Source organism: Rhizobium sp. IY2, from assembly GCF_047532935.1.
Taxonomy (GTDB): domain Bacteria; phylum Pseudomonadota; class Alphaproteobacteria; order Rhizobiales; family Rhizobiaceae; genus Rhizobium; species Rhizobium anhuiense.
Window position 1 is genome coordinate 1552384 of record NZ_JBLKNU010000001.1, and the last position, 12629, is coordinate 1565012.

At 59.3% G+C, this 12629-nt stretch carries 16 protein-coding genes; 9 read left to right on the forward strand and 7 right to left on the reverse strand.

Features of this window, described 5'->3' with window-relative positions; translation table 11 throughout:
• Positions 1 to 17: 17 nt before the first annotated feature.
• A complete protein-coding gene (locus ACMUVN_RS07605; RefSeq protein ID WP_414814977.1) occupies positions 18 to 803 on the reverse strand; it encodes an alpha/beta fold hydrolase in 786 nt (261 codons plus the stop codon).
• A 170-nt stretch (positions 804 to 973) separates the two neighbouring features.
• On the opposite strand from ACMUVN_RS07605, the gene ACMUVN_RS07610 reads away from it, so the two are divergent.
• Both ACMUVN_RS07610 and ACMUVN_RS07615 read left to right on the forward strand, forming a co-directional pair.
• Positions 974 to 1219, forward strand: a complete 246-nt coding sequence (locus ACMUVN_RS07610; protein WP_003539274.1) for a zinc-finger domain-containing protein — start codon at positions 974 to 976, stop codon at positions 1217 to 1219.
• Positions 1220 to 1246: 27 nt separating this feature from the next.
• Positions 1247 to 2401, forward strand: coding sequence for an FAD-dependent monooxygenase (locus ACMUVN_RS07615; protein ID WP_063475502.1), 1155 nt, complete (start codon positions 1247 to 1249; stop codon positions 2399 to 2401).
• Between the two features lie 36 nt (positions 2402 to 2437).
• On the opposite strand, the gene ACMUVN_RS07620 is transcribed toward ACMUVN_RS07615, so the two are convergent.
• Positions 2438 to 3628, reverse strand: a complete 1191-nt coding sequence (locus ACMUVN_RS07620) for a cystathionine beta-lyase (protein WP_063475501.1) — start codon at positions 3626 to 3628, stop codon at positions 2438 to 2440.
• A gap of 360 nt (positions 3629 to 3988) precedes the next feature.
• On the opposite strand from ACMUVN_RS07620, the gene ACMUVN_RS07625 reads away from it, so the two are divergent.
• From ACMUVN_RS07625 to ACMUVN_RS07640, 4 genes are all read left to right on the forward strand, one after another.
• The gene (locus ACMUVN_RS07625) at positions 3989 to 5014 is read left to right on the forward strand and encodes an amino acid ABC transporter substrate-binding protein (RefSeq protein WP_047614893.1); all 1026 of its coding nucleotides are present in this window, start codon (positions 3989 to 3991) and stop codon (positions 5012 to 5014) included.
• Positions 5015 to 5116: 102 nt separating this feature from the next.
• A complete protein-coding gene (locus ACMUVN_RS07630) occupies positions 5117 to 6319 on the forward strand; it encodes an amino acid ABC transporter permease (protein WP_047614891.1) in 1203 nt (400 codons plus the stop codon).
• A 1-nt stretch (position 6320) separates the two neighbouring features.
• Positions 6321 to 7475, forward strand: coding sequence for an amino acid ABC transporter permease (locus ACMUVN_RS07635; protein WP_047614889.1), 1155 nt, complete (start codon positions 6321 to 6323; stop codon positions 7473 to 7475).
• A gap of 35 nt (positions 7476 to 7510) precedes the next feature.
• On the forward strand, positions 7511 to 8284 hold the full coding sequence (locus ACMUVN_RS07640; RefSeq protein ID WP_063475500.1) for an amino acid ABC transporter ATP-binding protein: 774 nt from the start codon (positions 7511 to 7513) through the stop codon (positions 8282 to 8284).
• A gap of 64 nt (positions 8285 to 8348) precedes the next feature.
• On the opposite strand, the gene ACMUVN_RS07645 is transcribed toward ACMUVN_RS07640, so the two are convergent.
• Both ACMUVN_RS07645 and ACMUVN_RS07650 read right to left on the reverse strand, forming a co-directional pair.
• Positions 8349 to 9020, reverse strand: a complete 672-nt coding sequence (locus ACMUVN_RS07645; protein WP_063475660.1) for a hypothetical protein — start codon at positions 9018 to 9020, stop codon at positions 8349 to 8351.
• Positions 9021 to 9313: 293 nt separating this feature from the next.
• Positions 9314 to 9553, reverse strand: coding sequence for a hypothetical protein (locus tag ACMUVN_RS07650; protein ID WP_125853751.1), 240 nt, complete (start codon positions 9551 to 9553; stop codon positions 9314 to 9316).
• Between ACMUVN_RS07650 and ACMUVN_RS07655 the strand changes: the two genes are divergently transcribed.
• The gene (locus tag ACMUVN_RS07655) at positions 9527 to 9955 is read left to right on the forward strand and encodes a DUF3597 domain-containing protein (protein WP_063475498.1); all 429 of its coding nucleotides are present in this window, start codon (positions 9527 to 9529) and stop codon (positions 9953 to 9955) included. The genes ACMUVN_RS07650 and ACMUVN_RS07655 overlap by 27 nt on opposite strands.
• 164 nt (positions 9956 to 10119) lie before the next feature.
• Complete coding sequence (locus tag ACMUVN_RS07660) at positions 10120 to 10431, forward strand: hypothetical protein (protein WP_082849734.1); 312 nt, start codon at positions 10120 to 10122, stop codon at positions 10429 to 10431.
• A gap of 95 nt (positions 10432 to 10526) precedes the next feature.
• Here ACMUVN_RS07660 and ACMUVN_RS07665 read toward each other — a convergent pair whose 3' ends face one another.
• The 3 genes from ACMUVN_RS07665 to ACMUVN_RS07675 all read right to left on the reverse strand — a co-directional run bounded on the left by ACMUVN_RS07665 (position 10527) and on the right by ACMUVN_RS07675 (position 11845).
• Positions 10527 to 10706, reverse strand: a complete 180-nt coding sequence (locus ACMUVN_RS07665; protein WP_063475497.1) for a hypothetical protein — start codon at positions 10704 to 10706, stop codon at positions 10527 to 10529.
• A 75-nt stretch (positions 10707 to 10781) separates the two neighbouring features.
• Positions 10782 to 10991 (reverse strand): cold-shock protein, encoded by a 210-nt coding sequence (locus ACMUVN_RS07670; protein WP_047614884.1) that lies wholly within the window; start codon positions 10989 to 10991, stop codon positions 10782 to 10784.
• A 245-nt stretch (positions 10992 to 11236) separates the two neighbouring features.
• Positions 11237 to 11845: a DUF2026 family protein gene (locus ACMUVN_RS07675; RefSeq protein WP_047614883.1), complete on the reverse strand. Its 609-nt coding sequence runs from the start codon at positions 11843 to 11845 to the stop codon at positions 11237 to 11239.
• A gap of 397 nt (positions 11846 to 12242) precedes the next feature.
• On the opposite strand from ACMUVN_RS07675, the gene ACMUVN_RS07680 reads away from it, so the two are divergent.
• The gene (locus tag ACMUVN_RS07680; protein ID WP_047614882.1) at positions 12243 to 12584 is read left to right on the forward strand and encodes an NIPSNAP family protein; all 342 of its coding nucleotides are present in this window, start codon (positions 12243 to 12245) and stop codon (positions 12582 to 12584) included.
• The last annotated feature ends 45 nt before the right edge of the window (positions 12585 to 12629 follow it).

Sequence of the window (12629 nt, forward strand, 5' to 3'; positions counted from 1 at the left end):
TCGCCATCACGATGATGTCAGCGATGGGCGACCCTTGCATAGAAGGCCAGCACCGCATGCTTGAAAACCCTGTCGCCGACGGCGAGCATATGATCGCGGCCCGGAATATCGAGTGCTTCGGCATTGGGCATCAGCGCCGCCAATTCCTGCGGTGAGCCGGCGATATCGTCCTTGGTGCCGACGCCGATCAGCGTTGGCATGGCGAGCTTGGCCATGTCAGAACGGGCGACGAGATCGCGTGAGCCGCGGATGCAGACGGCAAGGGCAGTGCGGTCACTCTTCGTCTGCTCGGCGAAGGCGCGGAACATGCGACCGCGGCTATGCGTCACCGCCTCCAGCGAGGGCGCCAGCAGCGCATCGGCGATCGGGTCCCAGTCGCCGACACCGTCGGTCATGCCGATGCCGAGGCCGCCGAGCACCAGCGAACGGACGCGATGCGGATTGGCAAGTGCGGCAAAGACGGAAATGCGCGCCCCCATCGAATAGCCCATGACATTGGCTTCGGGGATGCCGAGATGATCGAGCAACGCGATCGCATCGCCGGCCATGACCCAGGGACGGTAGGCTTCGGCATCGTGCGGCTTGTCGCTTGCGCCATGGCCGCGATTGTCGATGGCGATCACCCGGTAGCCGGCATCACCCAGCGTCTTCAGCCAGCCCGGATGCACCCAGTTGACGTTTGCCGTCGAGGCAAAGCCGTGGATCAACAAGACGGGGACACCGGCCGGATCGCCCTCATCGAAGAAGGCGAGCTGCAATCCATCATGAGTGAAGCTTGAAAATGCGGGCGTATTCAGATTCATCAGGTCTTCCTTTTGGCGCGACCATAATCGAGCGGCCTTTCATCGTGAAGCCAAAAACTGTGGCTGAAAACTGCGCCTGAAAACTGTGATTGGCGCGGCGCTTTGGCTCTACACATTTGCGGCGAAGGCTTATAAGGTTCGCGCACATTTCAAAGCATTCGGAGAGCGACATGGCCGGCCACAACATTCCCCACTTCCAGAACGACGGCGGTCACCGCGTTATCGAAGTCGGCGTCAAGGAATTCATGTGCACCGGCGCTTCGGCTCCCTTCGATCATCCGCACATCTTCATCGATATGGGCGACGACAACGAAAAAGTCTGTTCCTACTGCTCGACGCTCTATCGCTTCAATTCGGCGCTCAAGCCCAGCCAGACCAATCCGGCCGGTTGCGTTTTCCACGTGAAGGCGGCGTAGTCGGTCCAGATCCGGATCGGGCGAACCATGCCGGTCGAACATGCCGCCATCATCGGCGCGGGGATCTCAGGGCTGACAGCCGCCCTTGCGCTTTCGCGCCGGGGTATCAGCTCGGAGATTTTCGAGCAGGCGGGCGAACTCGCCGACATCGGCGCCGGATTGCAGATCTCGCCGAACGCCTCGCGCATCCTTGCCGAACTCGGTATTCTTGAAGGCCTGTCGAAGCTCTGGCTCGAGCCGGACGCGATCCGGCTGATATCGGGCAGTTCACTGCGCCAACTCGCGGCGGTGCCGGCGGGCAAATTCGCGCGGCAACGCTGGGGTGCGCCCTATGGCGTCCTGCACCGCACCACATTGCAGAAAGCCCTTCTGGCTGCAGTCGCGGCCGACCCGCTCTGCCGGCTTCATCTGGGTGTGCGGATGGAATCGACGCTGCCGCCTTTCGAGCGGACCGCCGATGTCGTGATCGGTGCGGATGGTGTCTGGTCGAAGCTGCGGCAATCCGTTCCGGGCAGCCCCTCGCCGCACTTTTCCGGCAATATCGCCTACCGCTTCACCATTGCAGAGGATGAAGCGCCGGCTTTCCTCGACCGGGCAAGCGTTTCGGCTTTCCTCGGCGGTTCGGCGCATCTCGTCTGCTATCCGCTGAAGGAGACCGGCAGCTTCAACATGGTGGCGATCACCGCCGGCAACATCGCACCGCAGGCCTGGCAAAGCGAGCCGACGGCCGAACAGCGCACGCAACTGCGGACGCGGCTTGCCGGCTGGAACGCCGCAATCGTCTCGCTGCTCGAAAAACACCCGAAGCTGACGTTCTGGCCGCTGTTCGAAACCACATCAGGCGCTTGGCAGGACGGCCGAAAGACGATTCTGATCGGCGACGCCGCGCATGCGATGATGCCTTTTGCCGCCCAGGGAGCGGCGATGGCGATCGAAGACGCCTATGAACTCGCCGCCTTTCTCTCGAACCATCCCGTGTCGGAAGCACTGGCGCTGTTCGAAAGACATCGGGCGCCGCGTATCGCGAAACTTCGCCAGCGTGGCGCCTTCAACCGGTTTGCCTATCATGCGAAAGGGCCGATCCGGATCGGCCGCGATCTCGTGCTCGGCCTCAAGCCGCCGCAAAGCCTGGCGGCGGATCTCGACTGGATCTACGGCTATCGGTCCGTGCAGTTGCCATAGAGCGCTGCAAGCGGCAGCATCGCCCGGCGATGCCGCTCAGACGGCACTTGCAGCAGCAAAACCCCGCTCGATATCGGCCTTGAGGTCGGCCACATCCTCGATGCCAATCTGCAGGCGGATGACAGGGCCATCCGGCGGGGCCTTGGCGACCTTGCGATCGTTGAGATGGGCGTGCAAGGCGAGGCTTTCAAAGCCGCCCCAGGAATAGCCGAGCCCAAAAATCCTCAGCGCATCAAGGAAGGCATGCGCCTTTGCCGTGAATTTCTCGGGGCTGTCGGCCGCAAGCACGAAGGAAAAGATGCCGCTGGCGCCCTTGAAATCGCGCTTCCAAAGATGGTGAGAGGGGAAACTCGGCAGGGCCGGATGCAACACGCGGGCGACGTCCTCCCTGCCCTCCAGCCATTCGGCGATATCAAGCGCGCTTTCATAATGCCGCTCGAGGCGCAGGCCCATGGTGCGCAATCCGCGCAGGATCTGGTAGGCATCATCGGGTGCGCCGCAGATGCCGAGCACGCCGTTCGATTCCTTCAGCCGCTCCCAGTGCTCGGCATTGGCCGAAACCGTTCCGAGCAGAATATCGGAATGGCCGGACGGATATTTCGTCGCCGCATGGATGGAGATGTCGACGCCGTGATCGAGCGGCCTGAAATAGAGCGGCGTCGCCCAGGTATTGTCCATCATGACGATGGCGCCAAGGCGGTGCGCAACGGCCGATATCGCCGGAATGTCCTGCATTTCGAAAGTGTTGGAGCCGGGAGCCTCGGTGTGGACGATCTTGGTATTCGGCCGAAACAACGCCTCGATGCCGGCGCCGATCGTCGGATCGTAATATTCCACCTCGACGCCGAGACGCTTCAGCATCGTATCGCAGAAATGCCGGGTCGGACCGTAGACCGAATCGACGACAAGCGCATGATCGCCGGCGGCGGAAAAGCCCAGGAAGGGAATGGTGACGGCCGCGAGACCCGAGGGCACGAGGATCGTGCCGGCTGACCCTTCGAGCGCGTCAATCGCCTCGCAGAGCGCATCGGTCGTCGGCGTGCCGCGCGTCCCGTAAGTGTATTTCTGCGCGTGTGTCTTCATCACCTGCGCATTCGGAAACAACACCGTCGAGGCGTGCACGACCGGGGGATTGACGAAGCCGTGATAGTCGAAGGGGTCGTTGCCGATATGGGTCAGGCGGGTGTTGATGCCGGCATTCTGCAGCAAGCTGTCTTTGTCTTTCATGTCGGAAATAGCCTTTGGCGAAGGGTCGCGAAACCAGACTTTTGGACGCCCCGTAATATCCGGTCAACCCCTTGGAGATGGATCGCCAGCGACGGACCAAAGCGGCGGAACTCACGATTTCGCGTTAATTTTCCGCAACTAGCCGCCTATTTCATAACCAAGTGCCCATCAACGCGGCGCAATCTGCCAAAATGCTGAAATTTGCCGCAATTATTGACCGCGACACTTGACCATGGTGACATTTGCGACTGTGATAGAACAACTCGCGCCGGGAGGGTGTCGAGCAAATGGGGAGGCGGCAGATTTCGCCGGAACTTCCCACAAGAAAATACAAGACAACGGAAAAGGTTGGGAAAAAAAATGAAGAACAAGCTTCTGTCGGCCTCAATCGGCGCAGCAGTTTTCGCTCTTGGCGCTTCGGCTGCTTCGGCCACGACACTCGAAGATGTAAAGGCAAAGGGTTTCGTTCAGTGCGGCGTCAATACCGGCCTTACCGGCTTTGCCGCACCTGACGCTTCCGGCAATTGGGCCGGCTTCGACGTCGACTTCTGCAAGGCGGTCGCCTCGGCTGTCTTCGGCGACCCCACCAAGGTCAAGTACACGCCGACAAACGCGAAGGAGCGCTTTACTGCCCTTCAGTCCGGCGAAATCGATGTTCTCTCGCGCAACACCACGTGGACGATCAACCGCGACACCGCACTCGGCTTCAACTTCCGTCCTGTCACCTATTATGATGGTCAGGGCTTCATGGTTCGCAAAAGCCTGAACGTGAAGTCGGCTCTCGAACTCTCCGGCGCCGCGGTCTGCGTACAGTCGGGCACGACCACGGAACTGAACCTCGCCGATTACTTCAAGACGAACAATCTGCAGTACAATCCGGTCGTCTTCGAGAATCTTCCTGAGGTCAACGCGGCCTATGACGCCGGTCGTTGCGACGTTTACACGACCGACCAATCCGGTCTCTATTCGTTGCGTCTGACGCTCAAGAATCCCGACGAACACGTCATCCTTCCTGAGATCATCTCCAAGGAGCCGCTTGGCCCGGCCGTCCGTCAGGGTGACGATCAGTGGTTCGACATCGTTTCCTGGACGGCTTATGCGCTGATCAATGCCGAAGAGTTCGGCATCACCCAGGCAAATGTCGACGAGATGAAGAACTCGCCGAACCCGGACATCAAGCGCTTCCTCGGCAGCGAGGCCGACACCAAGATTGGTACCGATCTCGGCCTGACCAATGATTGGGCCGCCAATATCATCAAGGGCGTCGGCAACTATGGCGAAATCTTCGAGCGCAATATCGGCCAGGGTAGCCCGCTCAAGATCGCACGCGGCTTGAATGCTCTGTGGAACAAGGGCGGCATCCAGTACGCACCGCCGGTTCGTTAATCGAGCACCAGCATGAAATGCCGGGAAGGCGGCCAGCTGCCTTCCCACTTCCAAAAAGTTAAAAAGAAAGCCCGAAAACGGGCACAAGGGGATTGGCGCGGCATGACGCATGAGGCTGTGGATAGGACACCTTTGCATAACACCGGCTGGAGTTTCCGGTCGGCAATGTACGACCCGAAATACCGGAGCATATTTTTCCAGGTTTTGACAATTGTTGCCCTCGTGGCGTTTGTGTGGTGGGTTGCCCATAACACGGCCGTAAACCTTGCCCGCAGCAATACGGCATCTGGTTTCGGCTTTCTCAGCGGTCGCGCCGGTTTCGAAATCGGCCAGTCGCTGATCGGCTATTCAAGCGACTCGACTTATGCACGCGCACTTCTCGTCGGCATTCTGAATACTTTGCTGGTGGCGGTGACGGGCATCATCACGGCGACCATCATCGGTTTCATTATCGGGATCGGCCGGCTGTCGCGGAACTGGCTGATTTCCAAGCTCTGCACGGTCTATGTCGAAATCTTCCGCAACATTCCGCCGCTGCTCGTCATCTTCTTCTGGTATCTCGGCGTTCTCTCCGTCCTGCCACAGCCGCGCGAATCGGTGGGGCTGCCGTTCAATATGTTCCTCAACAACAGAGGACTAGCCTTCCCGAAGCCGATCTTCGAGACAGGCATGATCGCGGTCGGCATCGCCCTGGTGATTGCGATTGTCGCCACCATCATCATGGCGCGCTGGGCCCATAAACGCCAGGCCGCAACTGGCCAGCCGTTCCATACGGTATGGGCGTCGATCGCGCTGATCGTCGGTTTGCCATTGCTGGTTTTCATTGCTTCCGGCTTTCCGCTCACCTTCGATGTTCCGATCGCCGGTAAATTCAATCTGACGGGCGGCTCGGTCGTCGGCCCGGAATTCATGTCGCTGTTTCTCGCTCTGTCCTTCTATACCGCATCCTTTATCGCCGAGATCGTTCGCGGCGGCATTCGCGGCGTTGCGAAGGGACAATCCGAGGCAGCCGGCGCGCTGGGGCTGCATCCGTCGAGCGTGACGAGACTTGTCGTGGTGCCGCAGGCGCTGCGCATCATCATCCCGCCGCTGACGAGCCAGTACCTGAACCTGACCAAGAACTCCTCCCTCGCCATCGCGATCGGTTTTTCGGATCTCGTTGCCGTCGGCGGCACAATCCTCAATCAGAGCGGTCAAGCGATCGAGATCGTTTGCATCTGGGGTATCGTCTATCTCGGCTTGAGCATTCTCACGTCGCTGTTCATGAATTGGTTCAACGCCAAGATGGCACTGGTGGAGAGATAAGATGTCGGTCGCCGATAAACCCTTCGTCAGAACGTCCATCCTTGCGGCCGAACCGCCGCCCCCCGGGGAGCGCGGAGCCGTCGCCTGGATACGCCGTAATCTTCTTGCAACCCCGAAAGACATAATCCTGACGATCCTGGCTGTTGCGCTGATCGCATGGGCCGTGCCGCAACTGGTCAACTGGCTGTTCATCCAGGCCGTATGGTCCGGCCCGGACCGCACATTCTGCGCGACGACGATCCAGGGCGGTATCCAGCCTGATGGCTGGAGTGGAGCATGCTGGGCCTTCGTCAGTGCCAAATACGATCAGTTTATATTCGGCCGCTATCCGCTCGACGAGCGTTGGAGGCCGGCGATCGTCGGGATCCTGTTCATTGTGCTTCTGGTTCCGATGCTGATCCCGTCGGCGCCGCGCAAGGGACTGAACGCCATTCTTCTGTTCGCCGTCCTGCCGGTCATCGCCTTCTGGCTTCTTCACGGGGGCTTCGGCCTCGAAGTGGTGGATACTCCGCTCTGGGGCGGGTTGATGGTGACCCTTGTCCTGTCCTTCGTCGGCATTGCCGTTTCCCTGCCCTGCGGTATTCTGCTTGCGCTGGGGCGCCGCTCGAAGATGCCCGTCATCCGGATGCTTTGCGTTACCTTCATCGAGGTCATTCGAGGCGTTCCGCTGATCACCGTCCTGTTCATGGCCAGTGTCATGCTGCCGCTCTTCCTTCCCACCGGCTGGAACGTGGACAAGCTTCTGCGGGCGCTGATCGGTGTTTCGATCTTCACCTCGGCCTATATGGCTGAAGTGATCCGCGGCGGCCTTCAGGCGATCCCGAAGGGACAGTTCGAGGGCGCCGATTCGCTTGGCCTCGGTTATTGGCAGAAGACACGGCTGATCATCATGCCGCAGGCCATCAAGCTCGTCATCCCGAGCATCGTGAACACCTTCATCGGAACGTTCAAGGACACGTCGCTGGTCACCATTATCGGCATGTTCGACCTGCTCGGTATCGTCAAGCTGAACTTCTCCGATGCCAATTGGGCAAGCGCCGTCACGCCGATCACCGGCCTGATCTTTGCCGGCTTCATCTTCTGGCTGTTCTGCTTCGGCATGTCGCGCTATTCAGGCTTCATGGAACGCCATCTCGATACCGGCCACAAACGATAAGAACGCTAAAACGATAAGAATGAGGGAAAATAGTCATGGCTGAAGCTCCAGCGAAAAAACTCACCGTTTCCGCAACGGAAGTGGCGGTCGAGATCGTCAACATGAACAAGTGGTACGGTGATTTCCACGTGCTGCGCGACATCAACCTGAAGGTCATGCGCGGCGAGCGCATCGTCATCGCCGGGCCGTCGGGCTCGGGCAAGTCGACGATGATCCGCTGCATCAACCGTCTGGAAGAGCATCAGAAGGGCAAGATCATCGTCGACGGCACCGAGCTGACCAACGATCTGAAGAAGATCGACGAGGTCAGGCGCGAAGTCGGCATGGTGTTCCAGCATTTCAACCTCTTCCCGCACCTGACGATCCTCGAAAACTGCACGCTGGCGCCGATCTGGGTGCGCAAGATGCCGAAGAAGCAGGCGGAAGAGATCGCCATGCACTTCCTGAAGCGGGTCAAGATCCCGGAACAGGCCAACAAATATCCGGGCCAGCTCTCCGGCGGCCAGCAGCAGCGCGTGGCGATCGCCCGCTCGCTCTGCATGAATCCGAAGATCATGCTGTTCGATGAGCCGACCTCGGCGCTCGATCCGGAAATGATCAAGGAAGTGCTCGACACCATGGTGGGCCTTGCCGAGGAAGGCATGACCATGCTCTGCGTCACCCATGAAATGGGCTTTGCCCGTCAGGTTGCCAACCGCGTCATCTTCATGGACCAGGGTCAGATCGTCGAGCAGAATTCGCCGGCCGAGTTCTTCGACAATCCGCAGCACGAACGCACCAAGTTGTTCCTCAGCCAGATCCTGCACTAAGCTTGGGAGCCGAAGCTTTTTAAAGGACCCGCCGCGCCTTCCGGTTCGGCGGGTCTTTTTACGTTCAGCGAGAGGCTGTCGCCTGCAACAGACTGCAGAGACCGACAAGACCGGAATCGGAACCGCCGGAAGCAGAGCCGCTTGAGGCGGAGATATCGGCGCAACGGACAAGCATCTTGCGCTGCTCGTTGACGGGCCTCGCCCGGAAGGCCTCCAGAGTGCGGACCTGCGACGGGCTGAGACCGCCGCCAGGCACGGATCCGTCACCGCCACTTGCCGCGCCAGCCCCGTCCACCCCGCCTACCCTACCGACGGCGAGATTGGCATCGACGCCACTACCGCCTCCGATCGAGGCCGTGGCGTTGGCATCGGCCCCATCTGAACCGCCGGCACGTGCGTTGAGATCGGCATTGACGCCGCGTCCGCCGCCGATCCTGGCATTGGCGCTTGCGTCGAGACCGTTGCCGACGCCGGCGTTGACATCGGCATCGATGCCCTGGCCGCCGCCGGCATTGGCAGTCGCATCGGCATTGACGCCGTTCGAGCCGCCGACGGAAGCATCGGCGCTGACGCCGCGCCCGCCGCCAAGCGAAGTCCCGACATCAGCGCTGACGGCATTGCCTGCATTCACCGACACGCCGACATCGATCGCATGCGCATCGCTTGCCGGCATGGCAAGCAATGCGCAGGTGGATGCGAGCACTGCAAGGGACAGTCTATGATGGTTCTCACTCATGGTTTTCCTCCGTTTCCATTCGCCGAACGATCTGTCCGGCAGTCGAAAATCGAGGAACGCGCGTACCTTCGATCGTTGGATGCCTGCAACCTGCAGGGCGTCCATGGCAAAGCAACGTGAAGGGTTGGCGAATGTTTCGCCACACGGCACGGCAAGTCGGTCCGGCGGCCGGCAATGATGTTACATGCTTATCGAAATACGAATTGTCCGACCGACTGTGCCGAAAACGGCCATGTCTGGCGGCGATTGGAGAGCCGACGAAGTCATTTCCCTCGCAATCGCGCCAGCAATCTTCAGGCAGTTGCAGAACCTGCAAGCAAAGCGCCGTTCTCGATGCGATTGACGGCGAGATCCATTTGCAGTCGCCGATCGGCTGCCCCTGCCCCGGATTTGGCTTTTCCATCGTCGATTGAGACCGGTAAAAATAACTCCCGTTCCGCCTGGATATATCGGGCGAGAATTCCATGTTTCAGCATGTTCTCATTTAATGGAACTGGAGGTTTAGAATGGGCATTTTCGACAAGATCAAACATGCAATCTTCGGAGAGGCGAAAGCAGCCGAACCCGTCGCTGTCAGCCCGCAACAGACAGAGCCGGCGCAAGCGCCTGCCTCACCGTCGGCGGCGCCCAGTCCGACGCCTGCAGCCGCTCCCGCTCAGAGCAAGCCCGCCACGGTCACAGTCGATATCGTGCCCCTCCTTGACGCAGCGGTGAAGAAAAGCGGCCAGAAACTCGATTGGCGTCGCTCGATCGTGGACCTGATGAAAGCCGTCGGGATGGATGCAAGCCTGACTGAGCGCAAGGAACTCGCCGCTGAACTCGGCTATACCGGCGACACCAACGATTCCGCAAAAATGAATATGTGGCTGCACAAGGCCCTAATGAAGCGGCTTTCGGAAAATGGCGGCAAGGTCCCGGCCGATCTCCTGGATTGAACGCAGCGAATGGCTGCCGCCATGATATGGCGGCGGCTATCCAGCCGCCAGAGAGATCACAGCCGGAGCAGACCGCGAAACAAGGCGTCCCCTTGCCCGCAGGCACTGGAACCAATAACGTTCCGCTCGATACTTCGATAAATCGATCAGGGAGAATAAATCCGATGAGATTGATGGCAGTCGTTGGTCTTGCACTTAGCTTGGGCTGTATTTCGGCCGCAGAATCTCCTTCAAACTATCAATCCTACAGCGGCATTCGGGTCGATACCGACCCGGTTCTTCTGGCTCGATACGAAAAAGCTCTCCAGCGGTGCGTGCCGGAGGCAGGGTCATGGCGACGCGGCTCGCCGGATCCACGAAGCCTAGATTACAACGCGGTGCTCAGAAATTGCCTCTACAGGCGCAGCTTTGTCGACAGAGGCGTCTACGCCTACCCCATCCCTCAGGTCTACTTCGATCATTTCCTGGATCGCTAAGAAGAGCTAATCAGTTCCAATCTGCCGCAGCGTCTCACGCATGAAACACAAACCCCGCCAATTTGGCGGGGCTGTATTAACACGGCTGGCAGATGTCAGCGTTTGGCGCCGCCTGGCGGCCGGCCCTTGCCCGTCTGGCGATTGCCGCTCCCGGACGCGGTCTTGGCATCGTTGCCCTGACCGAAGTTGGTGCCGCCGAGATGACCGCCGCCACTGGTGTTGGCGACCTGGCGCTGCGCTCTGCGCAACAGCGCCTCTGCATTGGTCTTGCTCATGACATTCTCCTCAATGGCCGGAAAACCCAGCCGAAATGCTGTCGCCTGCATCCGCGGTCAAAGACCAGCGGCATGTCAGGCAGCGACGATGTTGCCGGCGGAGCTTTTGCCGGAACGGCTATCCTGGATGACGTCGAAGCCAACCTTCTGCCCCTTATCAAGGGACGCCATGCCAGCCTGCTCGACGGCTGAAATATGGACGAAGATATCGGTCGAGCCGTTGTCCGGCTGAATGAAGCCGAAGCCCCGCGTCGGATCAAAGAATTTAACCGTGCCTGTGTTCATGACGGTCTCCTCTCAAGCGCATAAACAATCGCCCTCCGGCGACTGCCGGACGGCGTAGAAATCGATTTTGAAAGGAAAGATCAGCTGGGCCGCCTGAGGCGCGAACCAAAGCTCGACAAGCAATTTCGATGGAAGAATCGATAGGCCGGCAATGTGTTTAAAACAAGTTTCTGGTGACGGTGTTGGGCGTTACAACCCGGATAACACATATAGCGGCGTTCTCTTGGCCAAGACGTCAGGAGCGATCACCACGCGCCAACGAGCGCGTTGCCCGAAAGCGGAACCTTTTTCAGCTTTCCGTTTTGATCGGCAACCGATATCGACGTCAGCAATTGCTTCGGCGACTTTCGAAACCAGTTCGCGGCGATCGTCGCCATATCACCGATCATCGCGTGTTTGTGCCAGGCTGCGAAACGCCGGGCAGTCGCCTCGGGTTCGGCTTGATAAAAGAAATCACCGGATTGGCCAAGATTGTTGATCGACGAAGCCATTGATGAGAGCGGACGTTGAAACATTTTCGGAGGCACCGAAAGCTCTCGGGCAGTCTCGGAAAATGCCGGAGCCATGAAATCGATAACCCAACCATCCGCCTCCACCCAGCAGTGGAAATTTTCCCCAGCGCCAGTCACATAGCCGTCTTCGCGATAGTCTGCGAACAGTATGAGCGTGCCCCCGAGATTGTAAGCAGCAAGCCCGCCCTTAGGCGTGGCCTTGATTTTGTAGTGTTGTTCGAGGATGAAAGCCCCGAAGGTGCTGAAGTACATACAGGCCGTGGCAGGGTCGGCATTTTCGTTGATGAGCAGGCTATTGATAATGCGGTAAATCCGATGGTAGTCGCTCTGCTTGATCAACATGGCCGTTCACCCACAAACTCTAAGGTTTCGCGCAATCACTAGGCGACGACGCCCGCGATGTAAACGACGCGCACCGATGTCCATGCCGATTGGCCGGGTGGCAAGCGTGATCCGAAATCCGACCGGGCCGGGTTCGAAGCACATGTAAAACCATCAAGTCTCCCGGCAACCCCTGCTTGCCGTGGGCCATTCTGCGAACCGCAAAAACGTTGGGAGATAATGGCGCCCCCTGCAGGAATGCCAAAACTCTGAAATTATGCTGTAATTTCAATGAAATTGTTTGATCTGAGGGGCGCCGCGCAAGTATTGATTACCTTATGGAATTTTATAAGCTGCCCCTCATTTCCGAGAGCGGATTGAGGACGCTCCAAAGGACATCCAGCATGAGGAGCATCCGATGATCCACGAATTGCGCATCTATACATGTGTGCCGGAGAGGCTGCCGGCACTGCAACAGCGTTTCGAGACCGCAACGCTGGCGATCTGGGAACGTCTCGGCATCCGCTCACTCGGCTTCTGGACGACGATGATCGGTTCTTCCAGCAACGATCTGACCTACCTGCTCGAATGGCGGTCGCTGGCGGAGCGCGAGCAGAAATGGGCCGAGTTCATCGCCGATCGGGAGTGGCGGGAAGCGAAGGCGAAGAGCGAGGCGGATGGGCCGATCGTGGCCAACATCGTCAGTTCGCTGCTGCAGCCGACACGCTTTTACCGCGGCTTCTCCAAACCGTCGGAATAACGGCCACGTGGTCCCTCCGTGTCCTTGATGCTGACGACCACAAAC